Consider the following 16,833-nt stretch of genomic DNA (forward strand, 5'->3'; position numbering starts at 1 on the left):
CATTTCGAGTTGTTCGCGAAGCGACCACACGTCCGGAAATCTGGGAATTAGGTGATCATGGCCCTCAAAGATCCAGTTGCCGTTTACAACGCGGCGAAGAATACCGAAGCGCAGAACGTTTGTTTTGCCCTGCAGCAATCGGGGATCGAGGCTCACATCATTGAAGACATGTCGCCGGGGGGGATGTGGGCGTTCGGGGCGCTGCCGGAAATCCACAAGCCGCAGGTCTTTGTCGAGAAGGCCGATGTGGAGCGCGCGGTGCCGATCATTGAGGAGTTTGAGCAGACGCAACGCAAACGTCGCGGGGAGGGGAGCGATGACACTGCGGTGAGTGAGACGGTTGAAGCGGAGTGCGAGGGGTGTGGCCGGCGCATGGAGTTTCCCGCCGCTAAAATTGGGACGGTTGAGACCTGTCCGCATTGCGGTGAGTACCTCGACGTGGGCGACGACGATGATGATTTTGACTGGTCGGACGAGGAAGCTGCAGTGGACGAATGAGCCGTCATGCAGTATCGAATCTTCGGATCAAGATTTGACTCACTGTTCCGCAGTCGAGTAGCTTATGTGAACATTTCATTTGATTTGCGGTAGCAGACCGAAGTACGCGCCGCAGGCGTTCACGCGTGCGTGAGAAATTTGGTTTCCTTGAGGGCGATGTCATTGATGGCGAGGTTGGCAAGCACACATCCTTTCCACTCGACCCCTTCCACACAATAGAGACGAGCGCGAGTATGACGATTCAAGTCAGTTGCAACAATTGCGGAAAATCCTACAACGTTTCAGACAACATCGCCGGACGGCAGATTCGTTGTAAGGAGTGTGAAACGATCATCTACGTCCCCGCAGAGGAACCGATTGAGGCGGTCGAGGTTTTGGATGATGATGACGAATTCGGCGAACACGCAGCGCTGCCCCCGAGACGTCGCCGCCCGAGCGGGCCTGCCTATGAAGATCAGTCGCCGCGGCAGGGATTGAGCGGCACACAAATCGTGCTGATGGTAGTGGGAGCTGGTTTTCTGCTCTTACTGCTGGCGTGTGGGGGTGTGGCCTATATGGTGATCGAAAGAGCGCAAGAAGTCATCGCTGAGGTGCAAGAGGGAATTGAAGAGGGAATTGAGGAGATGGAAGCAGAGGCCCGGGCAGCGCGGGAACAACGTGCTGCGGAAATGGCCGAAGCTGAGTTGGCTCCCTTGGATCTCGCTGCGGTGGGATTGCCGCTGGTCATCGACATGCCCGAAGGGACGACGGTTGAAGCGGTCGAAAACTCCGATTCAGATGACGATGACGAAGATGGAACGGATTCGATGACCGTCTACTTCCATTACGGAAAGTTGATTGAATGGCAGATGAGCAAGAATTCGGAATATGAAACCGTTGAGGATCTGAAGAAATATATCCAAAATTTGTACGAACTTCCTTCCGGGAATATCGAAATATTGAATGACCAAACGGTCATTTATAATTTTGGTGATCTCGGTCCGCTTATTGGCGAAGGCCCCGTCTATGACTTTATGGCCTTGGTCAAGGTTGGCGACGATCGTCTGGTCTTCCAAGAAGCAGCTGCTGAGTATTACTCACGGGAGGAGGTCGAATACTTCGCGAATTGCATCAAGACGCTCAGGCCCCAAGACCAGTCCGTCGTAGAAACACCGTCCGATGAGGCACCGGTGAAAGAGACCACACCGGAAGAGGCACCTGAAGAGACACCGGCAGAGACTCCAGACGAAGAGGCGTCGGTCGAAGTGGGCGAGGAACAGTAACGTGGGGAGCATGCGATCTGTTCACCCCGCAGCAGCAACGGTGATGCCGTAGAACTCGGCTAGTCTTGCGATCGTGGTTTCGATGGCAGCGTCGACTGCGTCTGCGTTGAGTTTGCCGCTTTCGACGAGCAAGGTTGCCAGTTGTTCCAGTGCCGGTCGGGAGAGGGATGGCTCGAACATCAGTAAGATGCGGCGCTCGACGAGGTCGCCGAGTGTGGATGTCCATTCGTGGACAATGATCCAACGGATGACCGGCAGCGGCAGGTGGGTTCCCGGTAAGTTCTCGCCCGGCAAGCCGGGGCAAGCTTTGAGGACTTCCGCGGTTTGTGTGCCGAATAGCCGCCAGACTGCTGTGGTTTGGTCGGGGGATAAACCGGAACTTTCCGCGAGGCGAGCGATTTCAGCTTGCAGGGCTGTGGCATTGGCGGGGTAATCTTTGCCGCCGGGGACGTAGCGGTCGCGGGTGTTGGCGATGCGGGGTTGATTGATTAATTCGAGCACGCGGTCAGTGGTCTGCTCTCCGAGCGCGCGGCAGGTTGTTAATTTTCCGCCGATGAGCGTGAGGACCGGCAGTTTTCCGATTTGCTGTTCTTCGATCCAATGCCGGCGGGTGACGGCGCCGGGGGACTTGGCAGACGATTTGGGCAAGGGGCGAATTCCGCTGTAATGCAACGAGACGTCCCCGCGGGTTAAATCGACGTTTGGAAACAAATCGTTGACGGCACCGATGAGGTAGTTGATCTCGTCATCGGTGGCGTTTGCCGTTTCGGGGGGGGCATCGAACGGTTCGTCCGTTGTGCCGACCAGCACGGCATCGTCGAAGGGGAGCACGAAGACCAACCGGTTGTCGGGGGCTTCGGCGTACACTCCTTGTTCGTGCAGCGCGGCTTTGAGCCGGGGATTGTAGGTAAGGATATGGCTGCCTTTGGTGCCGGCGAACAGTTGCGGCGAATTGGCACCCAATTGCTTGAGCGTTGCATCGCCGCCGGCGCCGGTGGCGTTGATGATGAGCGAGGGTTGAATGGCGGGCGTGATTGGTTGGCCGTTCTCGAGGCTGACAATGTCAACGTGATCGGAATCAATCTCAGCGCGGTGGTAGGTGTGGATGTCGAAGCGCAGTTGTTTTTCCGCAGCAACTTGCCGAGCGTCCTCGAACAGCGCCAAGATCCAGCGTTCGGTATTGACGATCTGTCCGTCGCTGTAAGCGCACAGCCAGGGGAATTTTTGGGCATCCACCCGTGGCAAACCTTCTTCCCCGGTGTTGTGGACACTGTACTTGGGCATGGTGCGATCGCGGGCGTAGATTTGATACATTTTCAAACCGGCGCGAACCAGCCACATTCCGCGGGTCTTGTGGTTGGCGGCTGTGCCTTGATGTCGTTTGCTCCAGGAATCGGCCCAGCCTTCGAGTTTGAGAAAGCGGAGCATCGTGGGGAGCACGCCGGAGAGCCGGTTGTTGACGGGAATGCACAGGCGCAGCGGCCGGACAAATTGCGGAGCTTGGCGGAGCAGCCGCGTCCGTTCTTCGAGGGACTCCCGCACGAGGTGGAACTCACCGTATTCCAAATAGCGCAGCCCGCCATGAATGAGTCGAGAGGATTTGGAACTGGCCCCGTAAGCGATGTCGGCGGTGTCGACCACCACAACGGAAACGCCATTGAGAACCAATTCCCGCGCGCAGGCGGCACCATTGATTCCGGCTCCGAGGATCAACACAAGCGGGGCTGGTGGGCGGTCCATCGTGGGGGCTTACTGTGTTTGAGGCTGATGTGTCACTTGGTCCCGAGGGTGACCGGAATTGTAGCCTGAGTGGCGGGTGAATGGGAGCGAACATCCTTTTTTGTAAGATCAACGCAGCCGGTTCATCGCACTGCGAAGGATGAGGCTGGCGACGTTTTATCCGCGAGAGGCTGGGGTGGCCTTACTCGGCGACGTCGACAGGGACGCTGAGTGTTTCCAACCATTGTTCCAGGTGCCGGCGTAGGCCGTTGCGGTCGTCTTCGACGGATTGCCATTCTTGCTGCAATTCGGCACGCTGGAGTTCCAATTGCTGCGCTTCGTCGGCAATCAGCAGGGCTTGTTCGGTGGCTTTGCGTTGTTCCCGCTCTAATTCGTCTCGCTCGGTTTGAACGGATTCGCGTTCGGCGGCGAGTTCTTGAAGTTTCGGTTCGAAATCAGCACGGGCTTGTTGTAGTTCTTCCCGTTCACCTTCGAGTGCTGCTTGTTTGTCAGCCAACGCATCGAGGTCGCTATCGATTTGTTCGCGAATTTTCTCGAGGGCTTCGGTTTCCTCGCGTAATTCTTGTTGGCTATGTTCCAAGGCTTTACGCTGCTCGGCGAGGGAGTTCTGTTCCTCTTCGAGTTGGTGGCGAGCCTCTTGCAGTTCTTTGCGTTGGGGGTCGAGATCCGATTGGATGCGGTCCAATTCTCCCCGTTCTTCGTCGAGCTGTTGCCGGTCAGTCTGTACTTGATAGCGATCTGCCTCAAGTTTGCTCCACAGCGACTCCAACTCCGTGCGGTTGGCTTCTAAGGATTCGCGTTGTTCGCTCAATTCCTGTTGTTGTTGGGTCAGTTCTTCGTGTTGGCGAGCGAATTCTGCTTGTCGGGTTTGCAGCTCTGCTGCTTCTGCTGCGGTTTGTTCTTTGCGTTGGCCGACTTCGTGACGGGTTTGTTCGAGTTCTTCCCGCGCGGCGGTCGTCTCTTGGCGGCATTGTTCAGCGGCGGCGGCGTCTTGTTGAACTTGTTGTTGTTCTTGTTTGAGCGTTTCCCACTTTTCATCCAGCTCACGGCGTTCGGCGTCAAAACCATCGGCCCGTGCTTGGAGGTCGTGGCTTTGTTGTTCGAATTGCTCGCGCTGCGACTGGAATTCAGCAGTACGGTTTTTCAGGTCTTCTTGCTGGGTGTTGAAGGCTTCTTGGGCAGTTTGGAGTTCCTGGCGGGCGGTTTCTAGTTCGGTGCGCTGTTCGGAGAGTTGCCGCCACTGTTCTTGTTGTTCAGCGTGGGCCGCTTCGAGTCCCCGCTCTTCGTTGCGCAGGAGGCTGAGTTCTGATTCGAGACGTTTGACGTCAGCCCGTAACCGTTCGAGTTCCTGAGTCGATTGCGCGGGCTGTGGAGTTTCGACGGCCTTTGTTTGAGTCTGTTGTTTTACAGGTTTCGTGGGTTGTGGAGTGGACCGAACGGGGCTGGCTGCGGTTAAGTCTGCGGCAGGTTTCCCATGCCAACTGCGATACAGCGGTCCAAGTACGCCTTTGGTCGTCGGATCGACGGGATCTCCCAGATCGGGAAACCGGCCCAATTGCATACGTTTGAGCATTTGCCAGTCAAAGCCGGCGGCTTGAGTAACGGCCTTATCCACAGCTACGGCAGCATCGACGGCGGTGATTGCGGCGATGACGACAGCTTTGGCGATTTCAGCTTTATTTTGGCGAGCTTTGAGCAACTCCAGGGCTGCTGAGGTGGTATTGGCTGCCGCATAAGCGGCATTGGCAGCATATGCGGCTTTGTCCCCAACATTGGGCGATTCCGTCGCGGCGATCACGGCAGCGATGGCGGCTTCTTCTGCGCGTTTGACCCGTTTTTGCTCAATGGTGATACCCGATGCAAAATCGATCGCAACCGAGAGCGCTTCTTGCACGGCGGAGACGCATTTGGGGCTGTCGGGATTGTCGTCACCGAGTTGATACAAAGGAGCGACGCGTTGAGCGCAGCGGACGATGTAGGCAACGATAGCGCGAAGTGGGAGTTGTCGTAACTCTTGGGCGGTGGGAAGTCCGGCCATCGTGCGGTCGTCGACTTTCGAGTCAGGATTTGATCGAGGGTGAGGTTCTTATCCTACAAACCTAGCTTACAGATCATCCTCATGTCTCAGATCCCGCCCGGGTCGTCCAATTGTGGGACCGGTTACGCGGGCTGTAGTGAGCGTAACAGCAGCGAATCGCAATGGGGGGGGGCATGCGAGGCTAATTCAGTTTGCTGCTTAGTTCCTGGAAACGGCTTTGTTCCAAGGGGTGCAGTTGTGCTGCGGAGAACCCGGTCGCCCGTGCCTTGCGGAATGCGGTCTTGGCGGCGAATTGATCTCCGGCCAGTTGGCGGGCCTGTGCCATGTGGTAATACTTGGCCGGCGAGGCGTCTTCTTCGAGGGCAACCTTGAGGTCGTCGATTGCCAGATTGGCATTTCCCATGGCCAGATGAATCATGGCTCGCGAATCGAGCAGCATGGCATTGGGACCGGTGAGATAAATGGCGCGGTTGATCAATTCCAAGGCTTCGTCTAAATCGCGTTGATTCAGGGCTAGCAAGACGGCAAGTTCATTGAGAATGATCACGGAATTCGGTGAAGAGACGAGAGCTTGCCGATACCAACGGATTGCGGCATCGTAGTCTTGTTGTAAGTGCGCTAAATTCGCGGCTTGGAATAATAGTTGCGAAGAAGGCGGAGATTTCTCGATCTCAGCTTCAATTCGTTTGCGGAAATTCGAAATCCACTTGTCGGAATTGGGAACCTTTTTCAGCAGACCCAAACTCACTTCAGCGATTTGTTCGGGTGGGGCCAAGGTCCAGGACTTGTTGAGTAATTCCAAGGCTTGTTCGTATTCGCCGCGAAGTTTTAGCAACCTGACAAGCAGCAGCGTTTGAGCGGGATTGTCTGCCTTGGTTTGGTCCAGATACTCTTTGGATTTATCGGAGAACAGTTCGGCGTCCACGGTTCGACCGGTCCGATCCATGAATTCCGCAAAACCGAGGTAGATGAGGGCGATCTGCGACTTGGTTGCGATCGGGGGTTGATCATCGTCCGGTTGCATAGCGGATTCCAGCAATGCAATGGCTTCGTCGTTCTCACGCAGCGCCGTCAGATACCGTGCTTTGAGTTCAAGTGTTTGTAGCTTATCGGCACGTTTTGCAGCGAGTTTATCGATCAATTCGCCCACCTGGTCGAGTTCGCTGTGATTCATCAATGTGCGAATGCCGAAGGCGAGATCCGATGGGGGGCAGGCGGGATCGTTCATTAGTTGCAGAAGAATGGCCTTGGCTTGCGGCCATTCGCCGAGCGTGAGCAACAATTTGGCTAGCACCATGCGGTCTTGGGGAAGGAGTCGTCCTTCCTCATTGAGTTGCCGGTAAATGTGTAAGGCTTGGCGGCGGTTTTTGCGACTGCTTTGTCGTGCCAACAGCAAGGCTTTGAGTCGCAGGTCCGATGTGGTCTGGATTTCCTGAGCAAGGTTTTTCTCGACCAGTCGCAACGCGGATTGTGATTTTGGATACTCGCCGTTGGCTGCCAGTGCCAATGCCAATGCGCGTCGCGCTGTTGCCATCTCGGCGGCGGTCGCCTTGGATTCCTCGGAGAGGATATGGCGCAGGTGTGGTTCGGCTTCTTGCGGTTTGCGGATGCGATTGAAAAACTCAGCGATGGAAATACGCAAGTCGGCATTGTTGGGATCAAGTGCGACAGCGGCCCGATAGTATTTCTCAGCGGCTTCGATGTCGTCGTTGGCTTCGTAGATGTTGGCCAGTTCCAGGGGCTGTTTGTCGCTGGGAAACTGCTGAAGCGCTTGCTGCATGATTTTTTCAATCTCGGCAGTGCGGCCTTCAGCTTTGAGAAAATTGAGCAATGCCACCCAGGTTTCGACATGATCCGGTCCAAGATTCCAAGCGGTCTTCAGTGATATCTCAGCTTCTTTTGTTTTTTCTGCGGCGATCAATAAGTTGGCCAACCACAATTGTTCTTTATAGTTCGTGGAGTCGGGCGAAATGCTTTGCATGGCAATATAAATCGCCTGGTCATAATCCCCGGCGAATGCCAAGGCTTCGGTCGCCATGAATTGCAATTCGTCGTTGAGGGGGCGGCGGGAGTTTTTGCGATATTGATCAATGACTGCTGAGGCTTCGGGGAAATTTGATTCGGCATTGAGTCGTCTCACGAGTTCACGAATCACGCGGAGATCAGTCGAACCTTTGGCGATGGCCTCGCGATACAAATCGGTTGCTTCGTCTTGATTTCCCTCAATCGCTTGCCAATCCGCAAGACTCGCCAGAACTTTGTCGATCAAGATGAATCGGTTGCGAAGGTCGTCGAGGATTTCTTTTGCTAGATCGAGACGTTGTCGATCACCGCGACGTGCTTCGGCGATCAACAGTTGCGCGCGGGATAAGCGGACGTGGTCGCCGTTTTTACCTTCGATGCCGGCCATTTTGGCAAGGATTCCATCAGCACCTTGGATGCGTTCCAGTTTCAATGCATTGAGCGCGAGTTGGAATTGGACCAAGTAGGCTTGGAAATTTGCCGGTTCCAGTTGGGAGAATTCTTCCCAGGCGGCGAGAGCTTCGTCAATGTCGCCCAATTGTTCGTATGCGGTCGCTGCCAGTTGAAGTATGGCAGTCCGCGGCGTCGAATCGTCGTGGTGCTTGACCAGTTTTTCCAGAAACTGCCGGGCTTTATCTTTGTCGATCATCGACAGGGTCGAAAGTTGGGCCTGAACGATGCTGAGGTGCCAGCCGAATTTCTGTTCAGCTTCATTCAGTCGTTGCAGCGCCTTTTCCGGCGAACCTGACTGGGCGTCTAGGTCAGCCAACGCGACCCAAGGAGCAATCCGGTCGGGGTATCTCTGTTGCGCCTGCTGTAGAAATTGTCTGGCTGCTTTACGGTTGCCGATATACTGTTCAACCTGGGCACGAAGAATCAGCACTTCGACGAGGTCTTCACCTTGGCTGGCGGCGATATCTAGTTGCTGTTGGGCTGGGGCCCAATCACGCTGTTTGGGGGGCAGTTGCAGGTTTTTTTCAATTGCGATACGCGCCAGCAACAGGGGAACGCCGGTCGAGGAGAAGGCTTCTTTCAGTACGCTTTCTGCTTGTTTGACGCGTCCCATGCGTGCGAGTACGCCTGCCAAACCAATTCTGGCTTCAGCAGATCCGGAATTGGCATCCACCGCTTGTTGGTAGGCGATGAGTTCTTGTTTAATATGTCCCAGTTTGCCTTCGCAACGCGCTCGCAAAATTTCGATTCCGCCGGGGAACATGCGTTGCAAGGTGCGATTGGTGGCGATTTTATCGCTGGCATCAATGGCGGCTTGCCATTCCCCTTTTGCTTCGAGAATCCGGGCCTGCAAAAAACTTTTGAGTGGGCCGGGAAGGTCCTGTTCATCGATGTCGTCCAACAGGACCTGAGCGTCCTGCAATCGGCGTTGGCTGATAAGAATGTTTGCCAATGACCACCGAAATTGAACGTTGTCTTTGGAGTTTTTGATCGCGTCGGTTAATCTTTGAATTGCCGCTTCGGACTGCCCGGAGACTAAATCTAAATTCGCCAATGCTTCGATGAGGATGGCGCGTTGTTGCTCGTTTTGGTCCGTTGAGGCTTTATCCGTTTCAGGAACATCACTGACTTGCTTGAGGGCGTTCTCTAAATTTTCACGCACATCCTGAACTTCGAAGCTGTGGATTTGTCCGAGAGATTTGGATTCCGAAGAAATCAAGGCTGCGACTAAGAGCAAAATGTCCGAGTTGTCGGGCGCTTTTTCGTAGGCGGTCCGGGCGTCGCGAATCGCAGCTTGGAGGTTGCCCGCATCGAGGTAGAATTTCGCGCGGGCTGCATAAGCCTCGGCCAGGTTCGGGCGGATCTGCACCAGTTTTTTGAGAACGTCTTCTGCCTCAGCGCGTTCGCCTTGTCGGGACAATAATGTCGCCAGTCGTTGGCGGGCTTCGACATTTCCCGGGTCAATACGAATGGCGTAGCGATAGGCGAGAATCGCGCCTTTGGGGTCGGGTAAAATTTCGAAACAAGCAGCACGCAACAAATACAACTCCAGCAGGTCCTGCTGAACTTCGTCAAACGATTCGTCGTCTGGTTTAATTTCTCGCAGGTTATCGATCAGCACGTCCAAGTCGTAGGCGGCTTGGGTCAGGCTTTGTTCGGTATAAGGAGGGGCACCAATCAGCAGGTCGACCCGTTTGCGCCTTAGATCGTCACGGCCGGGAACTTTGGCGAGCACCGCACTGAGTTGGGCATAGGCATTTTGTTTTCTCGCCGGAGTATCAGCGGATTCTAGCAACAGCAACGTCATCCGAATCCGGGTGTCGATGTCATCGGGTTTAAACCGCAGATATCCCGCCAGATTCGAGGCTGCCTTAACGAGGTTTCCCTCAGCCTCGTTTTGGTCGGCGCGTTCTAACAATGCAGTCCCCATCCGCTGCATCTGAAACGCATGCACTCCCATTACGAGAAATGGCAAGACGATCAAAATTGCGGCGAGGACGATCAGCAGCCTGTAGTTGACCCGGAGCACAAAGTTTTGCGATGGCTGCATGCGGTCCGCTTCACCCTCAGGGCGAATGACCTCGCAGGCGTCATCCCCTTGGCTCGGCAGCATCACGCCGTCAGGGGTTTGAATTGGGAATTGTCCACGCTTCCGCATAAGTCAACGATCGTTGTGTATCTGACGTTGTTGTTGCTGAGGGCGAAACATCGGCCTGAAAACAACTGACTGAAAAAATTTCGCTCGCCTAATTGCCCGGCATGCGACTTCAATTCCGTCGGTGATCCCTAGGTCAAGGAGCCCTGACGGAACTCGCTTAAACGGAACGCCTATTCCGCACAGGGATTCCTGTACACTCTATATACGTTCAATCGTCTTTGGATCGTGGGGTTTCGTCGGAATTGCGGCGTTTTGGCGAACAAAACGTTCCATCAGGAGTATCAAACGGAGTATAGGCGAAGTCAATAACAATGCGTTTAATCAGCGGCAATCCGAGATTCGTTTCAACCATTTTTTCTGGCAGCGCAAGCCTGTGGTGCTGTTGCCAATCGGAAACATGATGCCTTTTTGCAACGTGCCGCTAGTCTGAGGTCGGGAGCAAATCTCCCAGTTCGGCGGCCAGGCGGCAGATTAAATCCCACTCGGCGTGCCCTGGGGTCAAATCCTTGGCGGTGGAAACCGCTAAAACCCCGTTGATTGTGCCGTTGGACAATGTGGGGACGGCCAATGAACGCCGTGCTGCGAAACGGGCCAGCCAGGTGGCGGAGGTTTCCAACACCGTTGCCTGAGTATCGAGGTCCGCCAAAGCGGGAGCAGCGGTTTGTACCGCTTTCACAATACCCAGTCCTGTTTCGTTCAGCGGCACATGTTTTGTCGCTGCGGCAAAGGCATCGTGTGTTTCCGCCGGCATGTCGTCGACCGTACAGAATCCGATCTGCAGGAGCGTATCGTCTTGCCGACGCCAAAGTCCCACGGCTCTGCCGGATGTGGCTGTCAATATGGCCCGCAGAGCATCGAGCGGAGGGGTACCCGCGTGCAGGTCTTTTTGGAACGCGGAAAGAATCGGGTTCAAATCAGATGATTGTTCCATGGCGAGCAGTCATTTCTTAAACGTTGTAAGGTCCGTCGATTGAGTACCTTGGGAAGTGTTGACGACAAGCTCAACAACATCCAGAAGGCCCGCAGCAGTCGCCGTCCTGCAACTGAGGCAAACTGCCCAGAGCATTGTCGGGGGCATTTTTTGTGTCACTGGGAGGACGGAGTTCATTCTGACAACAGTCAAATGCGGTGGCCTCGTCCAGGGGAATTTCGACCTGTGGCTCGATGGCCGTGCACTGATCTGCGTAGGGAGACTGATTGTAGATGTTGAAGGTCTTATCGCAAACCGCCATCCGTTTTCCGCGCTGGAGCGTATTGCCGTCGTCGTCGACCACCATCTTCCAGGGGCCGTTATAGATGACCGCTTGTTGGCGATCGAGGCAGGGGCCCGCTTTGCCTTGAAAGGCGCGGACGGTGAGGCTGCGAAATTCAATGCCTTCGATCACGCGCCAAGGCGCTTGTTGGCGTTCGATGATCTCGATGCCGTAAAAGCCGGCTTGTTCGAAAGCTTCCAGAAATTCGTCTTCGCGAAAAGCGCCACTGAGGCAGCCGCTCCACAGTTCGGGGTCTTGTTTGAGATGCTCTGGGACCGTTTCGTCGCTGACAATATCACTAATCACCGCCCGTCCACCCCGACGGAGCACGCGATGAATCTCGGCGAATAGTTGGTGCCGGTCCTCGTTGCGCACCAGATTGAGCACGCAATTGGAAACGACCACATCGATGGAATCGTCGTCGATCAAGGGAGCTGTCTCGCGCAGGTGCTGCGCCTGCTCTTGCGCCTGCAGCCAGTCGCTACTGCTGTTGACCTGATGGGATTTGAGGTGGTCATCGAGCAGGTCGAGGTTCAATTGCAGGTCTTGAATGCGGCCTTTGCGAAATTCGACGTTGTGGTAACCCAAGGTGTCGCCAATGGGCTTGCGATGGCGTCGCGCCAAATCGAGCATGGTGTCGTTGCAGTCGACGCCGATCACCCGGCCGGTGGGGCCGACGACTTGGGAGGCGATGTAACAGATCTTGCCTCCGCCCGAACCGAGGTCCAACACTGTCTCCCCCGGCTGCACATGCCGCGAGGGGTCGCCGCAGCCGTAATCGCGATCGATGATTTCCTGCGGAATGATTTTCAGGTATTCCGCATTGTAGTCGACCGCACAACATAGTTGCGGTTCGGCAGCTTCGGCAGCGGCCCCGTAACGGGCGCGGACGGCGGCTTCGACATTGAGCGGGGTCGCGTTGGGGGAATCGGGTATCGTTTGTGACATGGTTGGATGACTCCTGTGGCTGACGGCTGAGGATCAGGATTGGGCGGCGCGTTGAATTTGTAAGCCGAGCACGGCCGGCGATTCAGTGCGTCAGTTCACATTGGAAAGTCGCTATCGAGGGAGTGTTAATGGTTTTCTTTGGCTTTGCCTTGCTGGTAGAGTGCTTCCATTTCGTCGAGGGTTGCTTCGCGAATGTCGCGGCCGACTGTTGTCAATTGGTCTTCGATGTAACGAAACCGTGCGGTGAATTTTGCATTGCTTTTTCGCAGCGCTTGTTCGGGGTCGATCTTCCACCGTCGCGCAATGTTTGCGACCACGAACAACAGGTCACCCAGTTCGTTTTCAATCCGCGATTGTTGAGCGGCATCGCTGATCGGTTCGTCGGTTTCGACTTGTCCGGCGACCGAAGCGGGCACGTCGGGCACTTCGCCGTCGGGAAAAAGTTCGTCTGCCAATTCGCTGATCTCTTCGCGGAGTTTATCAAACAGCATTTCTCGCCGGGGCCAATCAAACCCGACCTTGGCGGCTTTGCTGGAGAGTTTTTTGGTATGGGCCAATGCGGGCAATGCGGGGGGGATTCCTGACAACGCTGACGGCCGCTGTTTTTCTTGACCTTTCGCATGGTCCCAGTGCCGGTGCACATCCTCGGGAGTCTCGGCTTGTGCATCGCTGAAGACATGCGGGTGCCGTCGAATCAGTTTTTCCGTAATTCGTTCGATAACGGGAATCAAATCAAAGCGGCGCTCGTCGGCGGCTATCTGCGCGTCGAGGACGACTTGCAATAAAACGTCTCCCAATTCCTCGATGATCAATTCATCATCGCCTGAATCAATCGCTTCGAGCAGTTCGTAGGTTTCCTCAAGGGTGTAGGGCTTGATCGATTCGAGAGTTTGTTGGCGATCCCATGGGCAACCGGTAGGGCTGCGCAAACGGGCGACGACTTCCACCAGTTGGACAAAGACCTCACTGAGCTTTTGTGACTCCGGGGGGATACCCATCTCTGACGGCGGATCAGAAGGTGTTTTCTCAGTGTGCGGCATAGTGGAAACGAAATCTGAAAAGCGGAGGGGCAATGATGACGATGGTGATTACACTTGGGTCATTTCTAAGTAGTGGCGGTGGCGTTGTAAAGTTCGCCAGGAATGCCCTTTGGCAAATGGTGACCGCGACGATATGATGCGGTTGGGGTTGTCGAGAAGAATACTGAACAACTCAACCACCTGCACGAGGAGTCGTTGTGAAAAAGGTTGGCCGAACATTGTTGTCGCGTGAGGTGTTGGTCCCGGTCATTGTTACCTTTGGGGCGGTGAGCATCGTGGCTGCTTGGGGGTGGGCGGATGAGGCTGCTCAAATCGAGAAAAAAGAAATGGCCTTGCTGAAAACGTTCAACAAAGAGTTCGTGCACATCACGCCAGGCAAGGGGAAGTTTCCTGAATCGTTCTCGATGGGAAGCGAGACGGGTGAGGCAACGGAGCGTCCGGTGCGGAAGGTGACGTTCAAATACGATTTTTGGATGGCCAAATACGAAGTGCCGCAAGATCTTTACGAAGCTGTCATGGGAGAGAATCCCAGTCGGTGGAAAGGTCCGCGGAATTCTGTCGAGATGATGGACATTCAACAGGCTGTTGAATTCTGTCGCCGGGCGACGAAAAAAATGCGTGCTGCCCAATTGCTGAAACCGGACGAAGAGATCCGACTTCCGAGTGAAGCGGAGTGGGAATATTGCTGCCGAGCGGGGACAACGACCGCCTATAGCTTTGGGGAGAGTGCCACGGCCGACGGAGACGTCGACAATCAGGCCTCGGAGTTGAGTGCGTATGCTTGGCACACGGGAAATGCGGCGGGCAACGACCCCCCAGTCGGCGCGCTAAAACCCAATGCGTGGGGCCTGTACGATATGCATGGCTACCTGTGGGAATTCGTCAGCGACAGTTGGAGCGATGATTATTCGGCGGCCCCGACAGACGGAAAAAGTCATGCCCCACAGCGTGCGTTGGGCAAAGACGGGCAGGTTGTGATGCGTGGTGGGTCTTGGAAAGATCGCTACGAAGAACTGAGAAGCAGCGTTCGAAAAAAGGGGGCGAACAGTATGAAAGACGATGCTGTTGGGTTTCGTTGCGTGAAAGATCGCGTCAAACCTTAATTTCCTCTCGAAATCGATATTGTGAATATTCCAAATTTGTGGCCATTTTGACGTTACTTTCCGTCGCAAGTTGTTTACGCTTGCCTCTTAACGGTGATGTGCGCACGCGCAACAGCGACGTGCATTCGCTCAGGCGAGGGGGAGTGGCTCCTTCGGTTGAGCAACAGACCACCGCGAGCCGCTCGTATAGATAACCCAACAACTCCGGTTTTTGGTTTCCTGCCAGTGGTTGTCGACCAACGACATGATTTCGCTACGTAGAGTCCGGTTGCCCGAGAGATGCCTAGCCATTTCGCCGGCAACCACAAAGTTCATCAGGATGTAGTTATGAATTCGGAACAGTCCACTTCAAGTCACAATCCCATTACCAATCAGACGCCCGTGGACGAACCAGCTGAGGCTGGCGTCGAGCAAACGCCTGCTGACAGCGAGGAGTCATCGCTCTCTACGGCACCGCCCGAGACGGGACGGACTGAACCGGAAACTCCGGCTGTGGCCGCCGGCTCCCCAGAGGAGACAAAGCCCGCCGCCGAAGCGACCGAGGCTGCTTCCAGTACACCGGAGCCGCCCGCAGAAACTGCAGCACCCGAAACAAAAGCCGAGGCTACTGAAACGCCGGTTGCAGCATCAACCGGTGATGCGACGAGTGCGGAGCCAGCCGCGCGGCCGCGAGTGAAACTGAATCCGACCGTCGATCCGTCGATGGCGGTGGCGATTCCCAGTCCATCGCTTGCCGATTCCCGACCGTCGAAGCCCTCCACCGAGGCAGAGCCGACTGGTGAAGAGGCGGCTGCAGTGGCTGAAGCACAAGCCGTTCAGTCGACACCTCCTCCGCCCGCAACCCCCTCAGCCGATCCGGTGTCGCTCCCTCCGGCAAACGTCGACTTGGATGCGGATGTCGAAGCGGAACTTGCCGCTGCCTTAGCCAGCGAAAAACCGACTGAGGCCCCCAAGGTTGTAGCGACTGAAGGTGGGGAAACGTCGGAACCGGTGACTGAAGAAGATCTGGAGCCGGGCACAAAACTCAAAGGCCGGGTGCAGTCGATCCAAAAGGACAGCATTTTGCTCGACGTCGGTTTTCGTTCGTCTGCCATGATTCAACTGCGGCAGTTCGAAGGGCGAAAACAACCGCAACTGGGCCAGGAACTGGAAATCGTCATCGATCGTTTCGACGCCGCTGACGGTTTGTTGCTGGCGAGTCTGCCGCGGATGGCGCGCTCTGCCGGCAATTGGGATGAAGTCTCGGTCGGGCAGATCGTGGACTGTTTGGTCAAAAAATCAAACAAAGGCGGGCTGGAAGTCACCGTCAGCAACCTACGGGGATTCATGCCGGCCAGCCAAGTCGACTTGGGTTTTGTGGAGAGCTTGGACGAATACGTTGGCCAAAAGCTGACCGTGAAGATCATTGAAGTCAAACCTGAGAAACGAAATCTCGTGGTCAGCCGTCGCGCCTACATGCAGGCCGAACGCGAAGAAGTCGCTCAGGACCTATGGAAGACACTGGAGGCGGGGCAAACGCATTCCGGCACGGTCAAGACCGTCAAGGATTATGGGGCGTTCGTCGACATCGGCGGGATTGATGGCTTGTTGCACGTGGCTGAGATGAGTTGGACGCGGGTCAATCATCCTCGCGACATTCTCAAAGTCGGACAACAACTCGAAGTGCAGTTGATTTCGGTCGATGCCGAGAAAAAGAAAATCAGCCTGAGCCTCAAGCAGTTGAAGAAAAATCCCTGGGACGACTGCGTGCAGCGGTATCCCGTGGAGTCGATTGTGCAGGGCAAAGTGACCAACATCACCAATTTCGGCGCCTTTATCGAAATTGAGGAGGGCGTCGAAGGGTTGATTCACATCAGCGAAATCGACTATCGCCGCATCAACAAGGTGTCGGATGTCTTGAAGGAAGGGCAGGAAGTGGAGGCCAAGGTTGTTTCCATTGATGGGGAACGCAAGCGGATTGGCCTGTCGATGAAAGCCCTCAAGGCCAAACCGGAACCGGTGAAAAAACCGAAGGACGAGGATCTCTCACCCAGCGGCGGCGAAGCGTACCAACGCAAACGCAAAGGTCCGCTCAAGGGAGGCACGGGCGGCAGCAGTGGCCCGTTGTTCGGTTGATCGGCGACAGGCAGTCCTGCGGTGTTGCGTAGGTCGCTGATGGCGGATTACGACAGTCCATGTTGAACGATCTTACAGGTTGTTGAACGTCGGAAATCATGCGGCCACCTTGCTGGACAAGGAGCGCCGTGCACGACAGCAAGCTGTCGGTTTGGGGACTTACGTTCTGACATCCGCTAATCTGTGTTTGATCTGTGATGGTC

Annotated in this window: 10 protein-coding genes; 4 read left to right on the top strand and 6 right to left on the bottom strand. The window is 55.5% G+C overall.

What is annotated here, in order from left to right:
* The first annotated feature begins 57 nt into the window (after positions 1–57).
* Both Mal52_RS08720 and Mal52_RS08725 read left to right on the top strand, forming a co-directional pair.
* Entirely contained in the window at positions 58–498 is a 441-nt protein-coding gene (locus Mal52_RS08720; RefSeq protein ID WP_145375479.1) for a putative signal transducing protein, read from the top strand.
* Positions 499–731: 233 nt separating this feature from the next.
* Positions 732–1,760, top strand: coding sequence for a hypothetical protein (locus Mal52_RS08725; RefSeq protein WP_145375480.1), 1,029 nt, complete (start codon positions 732–734; stop codon positions 1,758–1,760).
* Between the two features lie 21 nt (positions 1,761–1,781).
* Here Mal52_RS08725 and Mal52_RS08730 read toward each other — a convergent pair whose 3' ends face one another.
* From Mal52_RS08730 to mazG, 6 genes are all read right to left on the bottom strand, one after another.
* Positions 1,782–3,500 carry a glycerol-3-phosphate dehydrogenase/oxidase gene (locus Mal52_RS08730; protein WP_145375481.1) on the bottom strand — a complete coding sequence of 573 codons (1,719 nt, stop codon included), beginning with the start codon at positions 3,498–3,500 and terminating at the stop codon, positions 1,782–1,784.
* A 181-nt stretch (positions 3,501–3,681) separates the two neighbouring features.
* On the bottom strand, positions 3,682–5,538 hold the full coding sequence (locus tag Mal52_RS08735; protein WP_145375482.1) for a coiled-coil domain-containing protein: 1,857 nt from the start codon (positions 5,536–5,538) through the stop codon (positions 3,682–3,684).
* A 181-nt stretch (positions 5,539–5,719) separates the two neighbouring features.
* Complete coding sequence (locus Mal52_RS08740; RefSeq protein WP_145375483.1) at positions 5,720–10,171, bottom strand: tetratricopeptide repeat protein; 4,452 nt, start codon at positions 10,169–10,171, stop codon at positions 5,720–5,722.
* A gap of 421 nt (positions 10,172–10,592) precedes the next feature.
* Complete coding sequence (locus Mal52_RS08745) at positions 10,593–11,102, bottom strand: hypothetical protein (RefSeq protein WP_145375484.1); 510 nt, start codon at positions 11,100–11,102, stop codon at positions 10,593–10,595.
* A gap of 70 nt (positions 11,103–11,172) precedes the next feature.
* Positions 11,173–12,372: a methyltransferase domain-containing protein gene (locus tag Mal52_RS08750; RefSeq protein WP_145375485.1), complete on the bottom strand. Its 1,200-nt coding sequence runs from the start codon at positions 12,370–12,372 to the stop codon at positions 11,173–11,175.
* A gap of 125 nt (positions 12,373–12,497) precedes the next feature.
* Entirely contained in the window at positions 12,498–13,370 is an 873-nt protein-coding gene (gene mazG / locus Mal52_RS08755; RefSeq protein ID WP_231962565.1) for a nucleoside triphosphate pyrophosphohydrolase, read from the bottom strand.
* 239 nt (positions 13,371–13,609) lie between these two features.
* Here mazG and Mal52_RS08760 point away from each other — a divergent pair, with 239 nt between their 5' ends.
* On the top strand, positions 13,610–14,515 hold the full coding sequence (locus Mal52_RS08760) for a formylglycine-generating enzyme family protein (RefSeq protein ID WP_231962567.1): 906 nt from the start codon (positions 13,610–13,612) through the stop codon (positions 14,513–14,515).
* 327 nt (positions 14,516–14,842) lie between these two features.
* Complete coding sequence (locus Mal52_RS08765) at positions 14,843–16,630, top strand: S1 RNA-binding domain-containing protein (protein WP_197534760.1); 1,788 nt, start codon at positions 14,843–14,845, stop codon at positions 16,628–16,630.
* Positions 16,631–16,833 lie beyond the last annotated feature (203 nt).

It is taken from the genome of Symmachiella dynata (assembly GCF_007747995.1).
In the GTDB taxonomy this organism is placed as follows: domain Bacteria; phylum Planctomycetota; class Planctomycetia; order Planctomycetales; family Planctomycetaceae; genus Symmachiella; species Symmachiella dynata.